Annotated in this window: 8 protein-coding genes and 1 pseudogene; 8 read left to right on the forward strand and 1 reads right to left on the reverse strand. The window is 74.4% G+C overall.

Features of this window, described 5'->3' with window-relative positions:
• The 8 genes and pseudogenes from KZQ38_RS37615 (at window position 1) to KZQ38_RS30660 (ending at window position 16,681) form a co-directional block, all read left to right on the forward strand.
• Window positions 1-3,099, forward strand: coding sequence for a type I polyketide synthase (locus KZQ38_RS37615; RefSeq protein ID WP_443706247.1), 3,099 nt, complete (start codon window positions 1-3; stop codon window positions 3,097-3,099).
• Window positions 3,100-3,119: 20 nt separating this feature from the next.
• Window positions 3,120-7,955: pseudogene (locus KZQ38_RS37620) on the forward strand (beta-ketoacyl synthase N-terminal-like domain-containing protein); the annotation flags it as partial.
• Between the two features lie 12 nt (window positions 7,956-7,967).
• Window positions 7,968-9,398: an FAD-dependent monooxygenase gene (locus tag KZQ38_RS30635; protein ID WP_219447000.1), complete on the forward strand. Its 1,431-nt coding sequence runs from the start codon at window positions 7,968-7,970 to the stop codon at window positions 9,396-9,398.
• A gap of 307 nt (window positions 9,399-9,705) precedes the next feature.
• On the forward strand, window positions 9,706-10,968 hold the full coding sequence (locus KZQ38_RS30640; RefSeq protein ID WP_308258678.1) for a cytochrome P450: 1,263 nt from the start codon (window positions 9,706-9,708) through the stop codon (window positions 10,966-10,968).
• Between the two features lie 188 nt (window positions 10,969-11,156).
• On the forward strand, window positions 11,157-12,806 hold the full coding sequence (locus tag KZQ38_RS30645) for an acyl-CoA dehydrogenase family protein (protein ID WP_219447002.1): 1,650 nt from the start codon (window positions 11,157-11,159) through the stop codon (window positions 12,804-12,806).
• On the forward strand, window positions 12,803-14,044 hold the full coding sequence (locus KZQ38_RS30650; protein WP_219447004.1) for a cytochrome P450: 1,242 nt from the start codon (window positions 12,803-12,805) through the stop codon (window positions 14,042-14,044). Before KZQ38_RS30645 ends, KZQ38_RS30650 begins: the two co-directional genes overlap by 4 nt.
• A 167-nt stretch (window positions 14,045-14,211) precedes the next feature.
• Complete coding sequence (locus tag KZQ38_RS30655; protein WP_219447006.1) at window positions 14,212-15,606, forward strand: MFS transporter; 1,395 nt, start codon at window positions 14,212-14,214, stop codon at window positions 15,604-15,606.
• A gap of 28 nt (window positions 15,607-15,634) precedes the next feature.
• Window positions 15,635-16,681 carry a ketoacyl-ACP synthase III family protein gene (locus KZQ38_RS30660; RefSeq protein WP_219447008.1) on the forward strand — a complete coding sequence of 349 codons (1,047 nt, stop codon included), beginning with the start codon at window positions 15,635-15,637 and terminating at the stop codon, window positions 16,679-16,681.
• On the opposite strand, the gene KZQ38_RS30665 is transcribed toward KZQ38_RS30660, so the two are convergent.
• The gene (locus KZQ38_RS30665) at window positions 16,678-17,070 is read right to left on the reverse strand and encodes a winged helix-turn-helix transcriptional regulator (protein WP_219447010.1); all 393 of its coding nucleotides are present in this window, start codon (window positions 17,068-17,070) and stop codon (window positions 16,678-16,680) included. The genes KZQ38_RS30660 and KZQ38_RS30665 overlap by 4 nt on opposite strands.
• Window positions 17,071-17,148 lie beyond the last annotated feature (78 nt).

Raw genomic sequence — 17,148 nt, forward strand, 5'->3', positions numbered from 1 at the left:
GTGGACGCGCTGCGCGACGCGCTCAAGGAGGTCGCGCGGTTGCGCCGGCGCACCGCCGAACTCGAAGCGGGCCGGGGCGAGCCGATCGCGATCATCGGGATGAGCTGCCGCTACCCGGGCGGCGTGGACTCGCCCGACGACCTGTGGCGGCTGGTGGCCGAGGGTCGTGACGCGATCTCGGACTTCCCGACCGACCGCGGCTGGGACCTGGCGCACCTGTTCGACCCGGACCCCGAGCGGCCCGGCACCTCCTACACCCGGCAGGGCGGTTTCCTGCACGGGGCGGCCGAGTTCGACGCCGCGTTCTTCGGTATCTCGCCGAACGAGGCGTTGGCCATGGACCCGCAGCACCGGCTGGTCCTGGAGCACGCGTGGGAGGTCGTGGAACGCGCGGGCATCGACCCGACGTCGTTGCGCGGCACCGCCACCGGTGTGTTCGTCGGTGCGATGTACCACGACTACGGCCCACCGCTGCACGTGCCGCAGTCCGGTGTGGACGGTTACCGGCTCACCGGCAGCCAGGCGAGCGTGCTGTCCGGTCGGGTCGCCTACACCCTCGGGCTGACCGGCCCGGCGATCACCGTGGACACCGCGTGCTCGTCGTCGCTGGTGGCGTTGCACCTGGCGGTCCAGTCGCTGCGGCGCGGTGAGTGCTCGCTGGCCCTGGCGGGCGGTGTCGCGCTGATGGCGACGCCGGGCACGTTCGTGGAGTTCAGCCGTCAGCGGGGCTTGGCCCGTGACGGCCGGTGCAAGTCCTTCGCCGCCGCCGCGGACGGCACGGGCTGGTCCGAGGGCGTCGGCGTGCTTCTGGTGGAACGGCTGTCGGACGCTGTACGCAACGGGCGCCGCGTGCTGGGCGTGATCCGGGGCAGCGCCGTCAACCAGGACGGCGCGTCCACCGGCCTGACCGCGCCCAGCGGTCCGGCGCAGCAGCGCGTCATCCGGGCCGCGATCGCCGACGCGGGGCTCACCGCGGCCGATGTCGACCTCGTCGAGGCGCACGGCACCGGCACCCGGCTGGGCGACCCGATCGAGGCGCAGGCCCTGCTGGCCACCTACGGGCAGCACCGGGAGCGGCCGTTGCTGCTCGGCTCGGCCAAGTCCAACCTCGGGCACGCGCAGGCCGCGTCCGGGGTGGCCGGGGTGATCAAGGTGGTGGAGGCCATGCGGCACGGATTGGCGCCGCGCACCCTGCACGTGGACGCGCCGTCGCCGTACGTCGACTGGGAGTCCGGCTCGGTGGAGCTGCTGACCGAGGCCCGGCCGTGGCCGCGGACCGGGCGTCCGCGCCGGGCGGCGGTGTCGTCGTTCGGCATCAGCGGCACCAACGCGCACGTCGTGCTGGAGCAGGCGCCGCCGGTCGCCGACCAGACCGCGGCCGACCCGCCCCCGGTGCTCCCGGTCGTGCTGTCGGCCCGGTCGCCGGCCGCGCTGCGGGCGGTGGCCGGGCGGCTGCGCGAGGCGGCGGCGACGCTGGAGCCGTTCGACGTGGCGCACACCCTGGCCACCACGCGTGCCGCCCTGGACCACCGCGCGGTGCTCTTCCCGACCGACCGCGACTCGCTGGCCTCCCAGCTGGGGGTGTTGGCGGACAAGGGCTCCGCCCCGGTGCTCGGCACGCGGGCGGACGGCGGCCTCGCGCTGCTGTTCACCGGCCAGGGCAGCCAGCGGCCCGGGATGGGCCGCGACCTGCACGCCGCCCACCCGGTCTTCGCCGAGGCGTTCGACGCCGCGTGCGCCCACCTGGACCCGCACCTGGACCGGTCGCTGCGCGACGTGGTGTTCGGCGACGACCCCGACCTGCTCGACCGCACCGGCTACACCCAGGCCGCGTTGTTCGCGTTCGAGGTCGCGTCGTTCCGGCTCGCCGAGTCCTGGGGCGTGCGGCCGGACTACCTGATCGGCCACTCGGTCGGCGAGATCGTCGCCGCGCACGTGGCCGGGGTGCTGTCCCTGCCGGACGCGTGCGAGCTGGTCGCGGCCCGCGGCACGCTGATGGGCGCGCTCCCGGCGGGCGGGGCGATGGTGTCGGTGCTCGCGCCCGAGGACGAGGTGGCCGAACTGGTGGCGGGCACGCCGCTGGTGTCGATCGCGGCGGTGAACGGGCCGACCTCGGTGGTGTTCTCCGGCGCCGCCGGCGAGGTGGACCGGATCGCCGCCGAACTGGCCGCGCGCGGACGCCGGACCAGGCGCCTGCGGGTCAGCCACGCGTTCCACTCGCCGCTGGTCGAGCCGGTGCTCGCCGAGTTCGGCCGGGTCGCGGCGAAGCAGGCGTTCGCGCCGCCGCGGTTGCCCGTGGTGTCCGCGGTGACCGGCCGCCTGGCCACGGCCGCGGAACTGACCTCGCCCGACTACTGGGTGCGGCACGCCCGCGAGGCGGTGCGGTTCCACGACGGCGTCCGGCTGCTGCTCGACGAGGGCGTGGTCACCTTCCTGGAACTGGGCCCGGACGCGGTGCTCGCCGCGATGGCCCAGGACGGGCTGGGGCGCACCGACGTCGTGGCGACCTCGGTGCGCCGCCGGGGCCACGACGAGGTGAGGTCGTTCGCGCTCGGCGTGGCCGAGGCGTACGCGAACGGCGTCGACGTGCGGTGGGCGGACCTGCTGGCCGGTGGCCGGAAGGTCGACCTGCCGACGTACCCGTTCCAGCGGCGGCGGTACTGGCTGGGCGCGCCGGAGGTCGTGGTCGAACGGGAGGAGCCGGAGGCCGTGGTCGAGCCGGCGGAGGCGGCGGCACTGCGCGGGCCGGACCGCGACCGCGTCCTGCTGGACCTCGTGCGCGACGAGGTCGCGGCGGTCCTCGGCCACCCCGACCGGTCCGCCGTCCGGGCGCGCGACACGCTCAAGGACCTCGGCTTCGACTCGCTGGCGGCGGTGAAGCTGGGCAACCGCCTCGCCGCCGCCACCGGCCTGGCGGTGCCCGCGACCCTCGTGTTCGACCACCCGACCCCGGCCGCCATCGCCGGGTTCCTGCGCGACGAACTCGACGGGTCGGTCGACGTGGCAGCGGTGCGGGCGCCGGTCGTGGCCGACGGGCTGGACGACACGTCCGACGACGACCTGTTCCGGTTGATCGACAACGAGCTGGGGGCGCTGTGACGTCGGACGAGCGGAAGCTGCGGGACTACCTCAAGCGGGTCACCGCGGAGTTGCGCAGGCGGACCGGCGAGCCGATCGCGATCGTCGGCATGGCCTGCCGGTTCCCCGGCGGCGTCCGCACGCCGGACGAGCTGTGGGAGCTGGTCGACGCGGGCCGGGACGCGATCACGTCGTTCCCCGACGACCGCGGCTGGGACGTCGACGCCCTGTACGACCCCGAACCCGGGAAGCCGGGCGCGAGCTTCACCCGCGAAGGCGGCTTCCTGCACGACGTCGCCGACTTCGACGCGGGGTTCTTCGGCATCTCACCGCGCGAGGCGCTGGCCATGGACCCGCAGCAGCGCCTGTTCCTGGAAACCGCCTGGGAGGCGCTGGAGGACGCCGGCATCGACCCCCTGTCGCTGCGCGGCACCGACACCGGCGTCTACGCGGGCTGCGCGTCGGAGGACTACGCCGCGCTCTTGGCCACGCCGCCGCCGGACGTCGAGCCGTACCGGCTCACCGGCACGGCGGGCAGCGTGCTGTCCGGTCGGGTCGCCTACACCTTCGGCCTGGAGGGTCCCGCGATCACCGTCGACACGGCGTGCTCGTCGTCGTTGACCGCGCTGCACCTGGCCGGGCAGGCGCTGCGGGCCGGTGAGACGTCGCTCGCGCTCGTCGGCGGGGTCACCGTGCTCAACACCCCAGACCCGTTCGTGGACTTCAGCCGCCAGCGCGGGCTCGCCGCGGACGGGCGCTGCAAGGCGTTCTCGGCGCGGGCCGACGGCACCGGGTTCGGCGAGGGCGTCGGCGTGCTGGTCGTGGAACGGCTGTCCGACGCGCGGCGCAACGGCCACCCGGTGCTCGCCGTCGTCCGCGGCAGCGCGGTCAACCAGGACGGCGCGTCCAACGGGCTGACCGCGCCGAGCGGACCCGCGCAGCGCCGGGTGATCCGCGCGGCGCTGGAGCAGGCCCGGCTGACGCCCGCCGACGTGGACGTCGTGGAGGCGCACGGCACCGGCACCAGCCTGGGTGACCCGATCGAGGCACGGGCGCTGATCGCCACCTACGGTCAGGACCGCGACCGGCCGCTGTGGCTGGGGTCGGTGAAGTCCAACCTCGGGCACACCCTCGCGGCCGCCGGGGTGGCGGGCGTGATCAAGGTCGTGCAGGCGATGCGGCACGGCAGGCTGCCGCGCACGCTGCACGTCGACGAGCCGTCGCCCCACGTGGACTGGAGTGCCGGCGCGGTGGCGCTGTTGACCGAACCGGTGGCGTGGCCGCGCGGCGATCGCCCGCGGCGCGCGGCCGTGTCCGCGTTCGGGATGAGCGGCACCAACGCGCACGTCATCCTCGAAGAGTCCGACGTGGACACTGTCGATCCGATGGAAGCGTCCGAAGTGGACGGTTCGACGCCCCTGCTGTTGTCGGCGCGTGGCGAGGCGGCGCTCCGCGAGCAGGCGGCCCGGTTGCGCGGCCGGGGTACCACGCCGGCCGTCGCCCGCACCCTGGCCGTGCACCGCGCGGCGTTGGAGCAGCGCGCCGTCGTCCGCGGCGAGGCGGGGCTGGCGGCGCTGGCCGCGGGCGAGCCGTCGGCGGACGTGGTCCGCGGCACGGCCCGCGACCGCGACCGGGCGGTGTTCGTGTTCCCCGGCCAGGGTTCCCAGTGGGCGGGCATGGCGCTGGACCTGCTGGCGTCCTCCCCGGTGTTCCGCGAGCGGTTCGCCGAGGTGGCCAAAGCCGTCGAGGAGCACGTGGACTGGTCGGTCGAGGGCGCGTTGCGCGGCGAGGTGTCGCTGGAGCGGATCGAAGTCGTCCAGCCGGTGCTGTTCACGGTGCACGTGGCGCTGGCCGAGCTGTGGCGCGCGCACGGCGTCGTGCCGGACGCGGTCGTGGGCCACTCCCAGGGCGAGGTGGCCGCGGCGTGCTTCGCGGGCGCCCTCTCCGTGGCGGACGCCGCGCGGCTGATTGTGACGCGGTCCCGGCTGTTCGCCGAGGAGCTGGTCGGCCGGGGCGCGGTGGCGTCGGTGGCGTCGCCGGTCGACGAACTGGACCTGCCCGAGGGGTTGGCGGTGGCCGGTGTCAACGGGCCGCGCTCGGTGACGGTCGCCGGTCCGCCGGCCGAACTGGAGCGGTTCGTCGCGGACCGCGTCGCCGCCGGTGTGCGCGCGCGGGTCGTCGCCGCCACCGTCGCCTCGCACTCGCCCCAGGTGGAACCGCTGCGGGAACGGCTGATCGAGCTGCTGTCGTTCGTCTCCCCGGTGCGCGGCGCCGTGCCGCTGTACTCCACGGTCACCGGCGAGGTGCTGGACGGTTCCGAGCTGACCGCCGACTACTGGTACGAGAACTGCCGCCGGCCGGTCGGCTTCGAGCCGGTGGTGCGCGCGCTGCTCGACCACGGCCACGACGTGTTCATCGAGGCCAGCGCCCACCCCGTGCTCACCGCGCCGGTCGTGGAGATCGCCGAGGAGGTCGGGGCCGACCCCGTCGTGGTCGGGTCGCTGCGCCGCGGCGAGGGCGGTCTGGAGCGGTTCCGGCTGTCGGCGGGCGAGCTGTGGGCGCACGGCGTGCCGGTGGACTGGGCGACCGCGCTGCCCGCGGTCGGTCCCGCGCCGCTGCCGACGTACCCCTTCCAGCGCGTGCGCTTCTGGCCGGACCACGAGCGGAGCGCACCCGAACCCGCGGACGGCTTCTGGACGGCCGTGGAGCGGCAGGACGTGGCGGGCCTGGCCGACATGCTCGGCGTCGACGCGTTCGTGGTCGGGGAGCTGGTGCCCGCGCTGGCCGCGTGGCGGCGTGAGCGGTCGGCCGCCGACGAGCGCCGTTACCGGGTGCGGTGGCGTCCCGTCGCCGACGGGCCGGTGCCCGCGTTGACCGGGACGTGGCTCGTGGTGGGGGAGGACACGGCGGACGTCGTGCCCGCGCTGGAGGCGCACGGCGCGACCGTCGTCCGCGACATCGGACCGGGCATCTCCGGTGTGGTCGCCCGCGCCGACGTCGGCGCGACGCTCGCCCTGGTCCGGGACCTCCTCGACGCGGGCGTGAGCGCGCCGATCTGGTCGATCACCCGCGGCGCGGTGTCCACGAGCGGCGCCGACCCGCTGCACGACCCGGAGCAGGCGCAGGTCTGGGGGCTGGGCCACGCCGTGGCCGTCGAGCACCCGCACCTGTGGGGCGGCGTGGTGGACCTGCCGCGAAGGGTGGACGACCGCGTGCTCACCCGCCTCGTCCGCGTGTTGACCGGCGACGAGGACCAGGTGGCGATCCGCGAGAGCGGCACGTACGTCAAGCGGCTGGCGCGTGGTGGCCGCCCGGCGCACCGGCCCTGGACACCGCGCGGCACGGTCCTCGTGACCGGCGGCGAGCACGGCGACCACGTCGTGCGCTGGCTGGCCGACCGGGGCGTCCGGGCGGTGGTCTGCGACGCGACCGACCGCGACGAGCTGGCGGAGGTGCTCGCCCGCACCCGGCCCACCGCCGTCGTGCACACCGCCGAGGTGCGTGGCGAAGGGCCGGTGGAGGACGTCACCGGGGAACGGCTCGCCGAGATCCTGCGCGCCAAGGTCGTCGCGGCGCGCAACCTGCACGACCTGGCCCCGGACACCGAACTCGTGTTCTTCTCGTCGGTGGCCGCCGTGCTGCCTGCGGGGCCGGGGCTCGGCGGCTTCGCGGCGGCCAACGCCTACCTCGACGCGCTGGCGCAGCACCGCATCGGCCTGGGCCTGCCCGCCAGGTCGATCGCCTGGGGCGTGTGGGACGACGGCGACGAGGACCGCCGCGCCCGCCTGGCCCGCCGCGGCCTCGGCACGATCCCGCCGAGCGCCGCGCTCAAGGCGTTGCCGGAGGTGACCGGCGGGCTGGTAGCCGACGTCGACTGGCCCGCGTACACCAGGGCGTTCGGGGCCCGCCCGCTGGTGCGCGACCTCGTCGCGCCGCACCGGGAAGCCGAGGAGGCCGACCCGTTCGCCGGCCTCGCCGACCTGCCCGAGGCCGAGCGCGGCCGGCGGGTGCTGGACGTCGTGCGGCGACGGGTCGCGGCCGTGCTCGGCCACTCCGGGATCGACGCCGTGCCGCCGGGAAGCGGTTTCCTGGAGCTGGGCATGGACTCGTTGACCGTGGTGGAGCTGCGCAACCAACTCGCCGCGACCACCGGCATCCGCCTGCCCGCGCGGATCGTGCTGGACACCCGGACACCCGAGGGGCTGGCGGACTGGCTGCTGGCGGTGGCGCTGGGCTCGACGCCGCCGCCTCCCGAGCGCTCGGACGCACCGCGGCTCGTCCCGCTCGCGACGGGACCGGCGACGCCCGCCCTGATCTGCCTGCCCACGGTGCTCGCCACGTCCGCGCCGCACCAGTTCGCCCGGTTCGCCGCGTGGTTCGCGGGCACGCGGACCGTCTCGGCGGTCGCCCTGCCCGGCTACCTGGCCGGCGAGCGACTGCCGCCCGACCTCGGGTCGCTGGTCGCCGACATCGCGCGCATCGTGCGTGGTGCCGGGCCGGTCGCGCTCGTCGGCTACTCCTCGGGCGGCCTGCTCGCCCACGCCGTGGCCCGCGAGCTGGCGGCGGGCGGCGCACCGCCGCACGCCGTCGTCCTGCTCGACACCCACCGGTCCGGCCCGCCGCCGGAGCGGGTGCCGTTCGGCGAGCTGACGCCACCCGACCGGCGGCGGACCGCAGCCGCCGACCACTACCTGCGGCTGCTGGCGGACTGGTCGCCCGGCGGGGACGCGCCGCCGACCCTGCTGGTGCGCTCGACCGACGGTGCGCGGTGGGACCTGCCCCACGTGTCGGTCGAGGTGCCGAGCACCCACCTCTCCCTGATCGAACAGCACGCCGACGACGCCGCCCGCGCGGTGGAGCGGTGGCTCGAACCCTGAACGGAGGCAGCAGTGCGACAGGTGCTGGTGGTCGGAGCGGGTCCGTGCGGTCTCGCCGCGGCGTGCGCGCTGCGGCGGCACGGCGTCTCGGTGCGGGTCGTGGAGTCCGCGCTCGAACCACGCAAGGGGAGCCGGGCGGTCCAGCTGTGGCCGCCCGCGCTGGAAGTGCTCGACGACCTCGGCGTGCTCGACGAAGCGTTGGCCGCCGGGCAGCGGGTGCACGCCATGAGCTACCACCTGGCCGGCGGGCCGACGCTGCGCGTCGCGGTCGGTGCCGAGAACGAACCGCTGCTGCTGCCCCAGGAGACCACCGACGGGCTGCTGGAAGGCGCGCTGGCGGAGCTGGGCGTCCGGGTCGAACGCGGCACCGCGGTCACCGACGTGGTGGCCGGGGACGGGTTCGTCAAGGTCGAGGTGACCGGTCCGGACGGGCCGGAGGTGATCGAGGCGGACTGGCTGCTCGGCGCGGACGGCGTGCACAGCACCGTGCGCGAGCGGCTCGGTGTGGAGTTCCCGGGTGCGCAGGTGCCGATGCCGTTCCTCATCGCCGAAGGCGAGGTCGACGGCGAGTACGAGCAGGGCGCCGTGCACTACTTCCTCGGTCGCACGGGTTCCCTGGTGTTCGCGCCGATGCGGCACGACGTGGTCCGCATCGGTGCCATCGTCGCCGCCGCCACCCCGGAGACGCCGGAAGGCGTTCAAGCGCTGCTGGACGAACGCGGTCCCGGTGGGCTGCGGTTGACCGGCGTCGACCGGATAGCCAAGTTCACCAGTCACGAGCGCATCGCCACCGCGTTCCAGGGCAAGCGCTGGTTCCTCCTGGGCGACGCCGCGCACACCCACTCGGCGGTCGGCGGCCAGGGGCTCAACCTGGGCCTCCAGGACGTGCGCAACCTGGTGTGGCGGCTCGCCGGCGTCATCCACGGCCGGTTCGACCCGGCCGTCCTCGACTCCTACGACGCCGAGCGCCGGACGGCGGCGGAGCAGGTCGTCGGCATCACCCGCCGGTTCGTCCGGATGTTCACCCTCGGCCCGTTCGGGGCCAAGGTCCGCAACGCGTCGTGGAGCGCCCTGGAGTCGTCGGGGCTGCTGCGCCGCTGGTTCGCGCCACTGGTCGCGGGCAGGCGCGTCCACTACCCGGACGTGCTGCTGGGCACCGGCCGCCGCCGGAGCACGCGGGCGCCGGCCCGGGTGGTGGCCGCGGCCGGGCGCGACCCGGCGCGGCTGCGGCTGGTGACCACCGGTCCCGCCGCCGGCGCGGTCGCCCGGCTGGCCGCCGCGATCGCCGACCGCGCGCCCGACCGCGTGGCGCACCACCACCTGGCCCGCGGCCGTGCCGGTTTCCTGGTGCTGCGGCCGGACGACTACGTCGCGGCCCGCGGTACCCGGCCCGCCGAGCTGGCCGACGTCGAGGAGTCGCTGAACGCCCTGGCAGCACGATGACCGGGGTCCACGTACGGCCGACCGAGCCGGCCGCGTTGAAGATCGCGGCACGCCAAGGGGAAGCCCACCCCGCACGAGCGCATCGGGCTGGTGCTGGACGAGGGGTCGTCCACCGGGATCAAGGCGTTGCGCCGGCACCGCGCGACCGGCTTCGGCCCGGAGCACCGCCGTCCGACAGCGCGGTCACCGGCTGGGGCCGGCACACCGGCGGTCCTGGCGGTCGGGCTGACGGAATAGGGGATGGTTCCGGGTTGGCGTTAGGGGTTGCCGCTCAATAGCGTTCGAGTACGAACCGGGAGGGGGCGGTGTGAACGCCAGGGAAATCGTCGACGGATTACCGCCGGTGCTCGGCGGGTTCGACCTGACCGACCAGACGAGATTCGCGGAGGGGACGCCCTACGAGCTTTTCGCGCGATTGCGCGTGGCCGCGCCGGTGCTGTGGCACCCGCCCGGCCGCAGCGCGGACGGCGAGAGCTTCTGGGTGCTCACCAGGCACGAGGACATCGCGGCGGTGGCCGCCGACCCGGTGTTCTCCGCCGAGGGCGGCGGGGGCCGGGCGGGCGGTGGCAACCACCTGGACGACCTGCCGATGGGCGTCATCCCCGGCGTGATGATCGCGATGATGGACGACCCGCGGCACGACGTGATCCGCCGGCTGCTCGCCCCGTCGGTCACCGGCCGCGCCGTGACCGCCCTGCGCGGTGACCTGCGTGCCATGGCCAATGAGCTGGTCGCGCCGTTCGTCGGCGCGGGCCCGGTGAACTTCGTCGACGACGTGTCGCACCCGTTCGCGGTGCAGGCGATGGCCGTGCTCCTGGGCGTTCCGGAGGCCGACTGGGGCCGGTTGCGGGACTGGTCGCACCACGCGCTGGGGTTCCTCAACCGCCGCACGGGCGAGGCGGACGCGAAGTCGGCGGAGATCTTCGGCGCCATGCGGGAGTATTTCGGCGGGCTGCTCGCGGCCAAGCGCGCGGCGCCCGGTCCCGACCTGGGCAGCGTCCTGGCCGCGGGCGACCCGCCACCGGGGCAGCCGCCGCTGTCCGACGCCGAGCGCGAGGTCAACGCGAACGTCCTGATGGTCACCGGGCTGGAACAGCCCCGGAACACGATCGCGGGCGCGGTGCGGGCGTTCGCCGAGCACCCCGACCAGTGGCGGCTGCTGCGCGAGCACCGCGAGCTGCTGCCGTCGGCGATCGAGGAAGTCCTGCGGTGGAACCCGCCCAACCCCTACAACCGGCGCACCGCCACCCGCGACGTCGTGTTGCGGGGCAACCTCATCCGGGCGGGGCAGAAGGTCACGCTGTGGTGGCCCTCGGCCAACCGCGACGAGGCGGTCTTCACCGACCCCGACACCTTCGACATCCGCCGCGACCCCAACCCGCACCTGTCGTTCGGCCACGGCGCGCACTTCTGCCTGGGCGACGAGGTCGGGAAGCTGGAGATCGCGCTGGTGCTGGAAGCGCTGCTGGACCGGGTGCGGGAGATCCGGCCCGCGGGCCCGGTGGTCTGGGGAGCGAGCAACAAGCACACCATCCCCCTGGACGTCCCGGTGGAGCTGCTGCCGGAATAGGGGTCGACTCGGGGTTGGAACACCCCTGGTGCGGCCGTAGCCTGAAATCAGTCCCGAACACCGGCGCGTAGTCCGGTGAACACGGGCTTTTGCGGCCGTCTTCTCTCCCGTTGGGCACCGCGGTCCGATTGTTTCCGACCGCGTGGTCCGGCGTGGCTTCCGCACGTGTGAAATCCGGGGGAATCGTGGTGAGCAGCGAACGGAGTGGGCCGGGCCTTCGGGCCGGTTTCGCCTCGGGTCGGGTGGACTGGGCGGGGTTGCTGGACTTCCCCGTCCACGACCCGGTCGACCGCAAGTCGGGCGACGAGGCGTTGGAGGCGCTGGGAGAAGTGCTCGCGACGGCGTCGCCGGAGGAGGTCGACGAGACCGGCGAGGTGCCCGCGGACCTCGTCACGCGGTTGCGCGAGGGCGGGTTCCTGGCCCTGCGCAACGATTCCGCGCTCGGTGGCCGGGAGCTGTCGGCCTACGACGCCTTCCGGGTGGTCGAGCGGGCGTGTCGCGACTCGGTCGCGATCGGGCAGCTCCTCGCCGTGCAGTCCGGCGTGGGCGTCCCGGCGCTGCTGCCCGCCCTGCCCGCCGGTCCGCTGGCCGACCACCTGGCCGAGCGGGTGCGGGCGGGTGCGTTGTCCGGGTTCGCGGTCACCGAACCGGCCGGCCGCAACAACACCTGGCCCGAGCTGACCGCGACCTCGACCGAGGGCGGTTTCCTGCTGCACGGCGAGAAGCTGTTCACCGGCAACGGAACCGTCGCCGAAGTCCTCGCGGTCACCGCGGTGCACGGCGAGGGCGACCGGCGGCGGCTGTGCGTGTGCTTCGTCGACACCGCGGCCCCCGGCTTCGAGGTGACCTCGCGGCTGGAGTTCGCCGGCAGCAGGGGGTTGCCCAACGGCGCGCTGCGGTTCGACGGCGTGCACGTGCCGGCGGACCGCGTGCTCATCGGCGCCGAGGGCGACCCGCGGATGCCGGTGGCCGGGTTCGGCCCGGTCGTCCTGCTCGGGATGCTGTACTTCACCGCCGCGCCGGCCGTCGCGATCGCCCGCGACTGCCTGGAGTGGAGCCGGTCGTTCGTGACGCGCCGCCGCGTCGACGGCCGCGAACTCCTCGACTACGAACAGGTCCAGCAGATCCTGGCGCTCAACGCCGCGGACGTGGCGGCGCTGGACAGCGCGGCGCGGTGGAGCCTGCTGGCCGAGGGCCGTGACTTCGAGCGCACCCTGCTCAAGAACCTGTGCGCCCGCACCGCCTGGCGCGTCGTCGACCGCACCGTCTCCCTGTTCGGCGGCGAGGGCGTCGAGACGGTGCGCAGCAAGCGGCGGCGCGGCGTGGACCCGGTCCCGACCGAACGCGCCCTGCGGGACGCGCGCGGGCTGCGGATCGCGGGCAACGTCGACTTCCGGCTCGACCACACGGCCATGGCGGCGTTCCTGGCCGACGGGCACGCGTTCGCCACCGCGGCGATGGCGGCCGAGGACGTCCGGGGAGGGGACCTGTCCGCGGCCAACCGGGTGCACCTGCGGATCGCGGCCGGCCACGTGCGCCGGTTCGCCGAGGCGTGCGCCGACCTGTCCGGATCCCCTGACGCGCGCCAGCACCCGGTCGCCCTGCTCGGCGAGATCGCGGGCGAGCTGCTGGGCGTGCTGACCCTGCTCGCCACGACCGCCGGACCGTCCTCTTCGGACAGCGGCCCGAGCCAGGACGTGGCCGACATCCACTGCTCCGACGCCGAGCACCGCATCGCCGACCTGTGGCGGCGGTTCGACACCGGCCACCAACCCGAGTTCGCCGCGCTCGCCCGGTCCGTCGCGGCCCGGCGCGCGGAGGAGGGAACCCACCGATGACCAGCACCGCCGTCGACCTGGACACCGTCCGGCGACTCCTGCCGTTCGACCCCTTCGACCCCGGCTACCAGGCCGACCCCTACCCGGTGTACCAACGCATCCGCGCGGAGCGCGGTCAGCTCTTCCGGATGCCCGGCGGCATGATCTCCGTGCTGGGCCACCGGCACTGCTCGCAGCTGCTCAGCGACCCCCGCTTCGGGTGGGGCGACGACCCGGCCATCTCCGACCAGTTCGTGCCCGACCCCGACGGCGGCGCGCCGCACCGGCCGCTGCTGTTCATGGACCCGCCCGACCACACCCGCGTGCGCCGCCTGGTGTCCAAGGCGTTCACGCCGCGCACGGTGGAACGCCTGCGGGTCAAGACCGAGCTGTTCGCCGCCGAACTCGTGGCCGCCGCGCGCGAGAAAACCGTGGACGGCGTGGTCGACCTGATGGACGCCGTCCTGCGCCCGCTTCCCGGCATGGTGCTCAGCGAGCTGATGGACATCCCGGTGGAGTACCACTCGATGTTCATCGCGCTGGCCAAGGAGAGCGGTCGCGGCCTGGACCCCGGCTTCACCCTCTCCGCCGAGGAGAAGAAGCTGCGTGACGACGCCCGCGACCAGATCACCGCCGCCGGCGCGGGGCTGGCCGCCGCCCGTCGGGAGAAGCCCGGCGACGACCTGGTCAGCCTGCTCGCCCTGGCCGAGTCCGAAGGGGACCGGCTGACCCGGATGGAGCTGGAGCTGACGTTGATGAACCTGCTCGCGGCGGGCTTCAACGCCTCCGCCGCGATGATGGGCAACGTCATCCTGGCGATCCTGCGGCACCCCGACGAACTCGCGTGGCTGCGTGCCCACCCCGAGCAGCTGGCCGGCGCCACCGAGGAGCTGGTGCGGTACGACGCGCCGATGCAGCTCGTCGTGCGCTCGGCGTTGGAGGAGGCGGAGATCGGCGACGTGGCGGTCGGTCCCGGCGACCAGTTCGCCCTCCTCCTCGGCGCGGGCAACCGCGACCCCGAGGAGCACACCGACCCGGACCGCCTGGACCTGACCCGGCCGCCCAAGCGCAACCTCGGCTTCGGCCACGGCATCCACTTCTGCGTAGCCGCGCCGATCGGCCGGATGACCGCCCAGGTGACCCTCGCGGCGCTGATCCGGCACGACGTCGAGCTGGCGGTGCCCGAACCCCTTCGGGCGCCCGGCATCTCGATGCGCACGCTGGCCGAACTGCCGGTCGCCCTGGGCGGCGTGCGCTGACGGGGCACCCGGCCGAGCGCCACCCGCGTGCGCTCGGCCGGGCACGTGCTCGCTGACCTGCGCTGACACACCGGTGTTCCCCTGGGACAGCGAAGTGCCTTCTTCCCCCACCCGGGGGAACTCGCTGTGATTGCCCCATCCCGCACCGTCGAAAGAGGGTCCACACCGTGGCTGCACCCACCACAACCCGCCCGCCGTCGGCCTACGGCCTGCGGCTCGGTCTGCTGGCGCTGGCCCAGTTCATCGTCGCCCTGGACTTCAACATCGTGTACGTGGCGCTGCCGGACATCGGCCGCCACGTCGGCTTCAGCATCCAGTCGCTGCAATGGGTCGTGAGCGCGTACGTGGTGGTGCTGGGCGGTTTCCTGCTGTTCGGCGGCCGGGCCGCGGACCGGTTGGGCACCCGTCGGATGTTCGTCATCGGCGCGGCGCTGTACGCGATCGCCTCACTGGTGGGCGGTCTGGCCACCGATCCCGGGGTGCTCATCGCGGGCCGGGCGGTGCAGGGCGTCGGTGGCGCGTTGCTCACCCCCGCCACGCTGCGGTTGATCTTCACCAACTTCACCGAGGGTCCCGAGCGCAACCGCGCGTTCGCCACGTGGGGCGCGGCGGGCAGCGCGGGGCTCTCGGCGGGCGCGTTGCTGGGTGGCGTGCTCACGAACTACCTGGGCTGGGAGTGGGTGTTCTTCGTCAACGTCCCGCTGGGCCTGTTCGCCGCCTTCGCCGCGCCCTCGGTGTTCGCGCCCGACCAGCCGCGTCCGGGCGACCAGGGCGGTTTCGACCTGCCGGGCGCGATCATCGCCACGCTCGGCGCGTCCGCCGTGGTGTTCGGTCTGGTCAACGGCCCCGAGGCGGGCTGGCTCTCGGTGCAGGGCGTCTGGGCCCTCGCGGCGGGCCTGGCGCTGCTGGCCGCGTTCCTGGTCGTCGAGTCGCGCACCGGCACGCCGCTGATGCCGCTGCGGTTGTTCCGGGTGCGGGGGCTCGGCGTGTCCATGGGCGTGGCGTTCACCTTCCAAGGCGCCACCGCCGCCGTGTACTACCTGCTGACCACCTACTTCCAGGACGTCCTCGGCTACTCGCCGCTGGCCGCGGGCCTGGCGTTCCTGCCGCCCACGCTGGTGTCGATGGTGGTCGCGTTGAGCCTCACCGCCCGGCTGCTCACCAGGTGGGGCATCCGCCGCACGCTCGCGGTCGGCCTGCTGATCACCGCGATCGGCACGCTCGGCGCGGTCGCGGCGTTCAGCGCCACCGGCTCGTACTGGGCGTTGCTGCCCGGCCTGGTGCTGTGGGGCTTCGGCGGCGGACTGGCGTTCTCGCCGATGTTCGCCGCGGCGGGCGTCGGCGTGGCGCCGCTGGAGCAGGGCGTCGCCTCCGCGATGGCCAACACCAGCAGGCAGATCGGCGGCTCGGTCGGTCTCGCGCTCCTCGTCGCGCTGGTCAACGCCGGCATCCCGGGCGGCGTCGCCGGCCTGCGGGTCGGCGGCTGGTTCGCCGTCGCCACCACCCTCGTCAGCGCCGCCATCGCGTTGGTGCTCCGGAAACCCGAGCGCGCCACCGCCTGATCCGCCTTCCGGCTAAGGAGAAACCCGAATGCAGTGGGACGAGGTATACGTCAGCTCGGCCGCCGTGTGGCTGGGGGAGAAGGAAGACGTGCGGGACGCCGTCGCCGCCGGTCGGTACGACGCCGAGGAGGCGGCCGAGGACGACTTCGCCTCGGTCCGCGTCGCGGGCGACATCTCCGCCGCGGACATGGCCGTGACGGCGGCCGAGCGCGCCCTCGCGCGGTCCGGTGTGGACCCCGTGCACTTCGACCTGATCGTGCACGCCAGCGTCGGCTTCCAGGGCCTGGACCACTGGTCCCCGGCCCAGTACATCCAGGCCCGCACGGTCGGCGGCTCCGCCTCGGCGGTGGAGGTCAAGCAGGCGTCCAACGGCGGGCTGGCCGCGCTGGAGCTGACCGCGGCGTTCCTGTCCGCGCGCAAGGCGCCCAGCGCGGCGCTGCTCACCACCGCCGACAAGTACGACCTGCCCGCGTTCGACCGCTACCGGTCCGATAAGGGCCTCACCCGCGGCGACGGCGCGACGGCCCTGGTGCTCAGCCGGGCGGGCGGCACGGCGCGCCTGCTGTCCACCGCGGTGCTCAGCGACACCACGCACGAAGCCCTCTACCGCGGCGACCGGCCGTGGGGTGACGCGTACGGGCACGACGGGCACCCGGTGGACATGCGCCGCCGCCGCGCCGAGTACCTGGCGAACGGCGTCGACATCTGGAAGCTCATCGAGTCGGCCAACCTCAAGCAGCAGGAGGCGATCCAGACGGCGTTGAAGGACGCCCGGATCGACAGCGGCGACGTCGCGTGGTGGGTGTTCCCCAACGCCGGCCGCGGCGTGGTCGACTGGGACCTGCGGCGGCGCGACTTCGGCGTCGAGGAGTCGCGCTCGCTCTGGTCGTGGGGCCGGACCGTCGGCCACATCGGCGCGGGCGACCAGGCGGCCGGCCTGACGCGGCTGCTGGAGACGGGTGCGGCCAGGAAGGGCGACCACGTCGTGCTCGCCGGCATCGGCGCGGGCTTCACGTTCGGCTGCGCCGTCGTGCGGGTGCTCGACGAGCCGACCTGGTCCACGACGGCCGACTAGTCGTCGCGGCTGTTGGCCTGGTCGTACTCGGCACGGGCGGCGGAGATGTTGCCCCGGTTGCGCCGCGCCCAGTCGGCCAGCCGCTCCAGCGGGTCGTGCAACTCGCGCGACATCTCCGTGCCGGTGTACTCGACCTTGGGCGGGACGGTGGCGTACACCTTGCGCACGATCAGGCCGTCCCGTTCGAGGTTGCGCAGGGTCAGCGTGAGCATCCGCCTGCTGATCCCCTCGATCCGGCGCTCCAGGTCGGTGAACCGCACCGGCCCCTGCGCGGTCGCCAGGATGATCTGCACGCTCCACTTGCCGCCCACGCGGTCGATCACCTCGCGGATCGGGCACGCCACGTCGTGAATGGCCTCGTCGGTCACACCGGTGTTCCCCTGGGACATGGATGTCCCTCCTTCCCCAGCCCCCACCCATCGCAGAAAATGCGGTCGGTAACAGAACGTTTCCCAAGGGTAGCGGTT

It is taken from the genome of Saccharothrix obliqua (genome assembly GCF_019375475.1).
Lineage (GTDB): Bacteria > Actinomycetota > Actinomycetes > Mycobacteriales > Pseudonocardiaceae > Actinosynnema > Actinosynnema obliqua.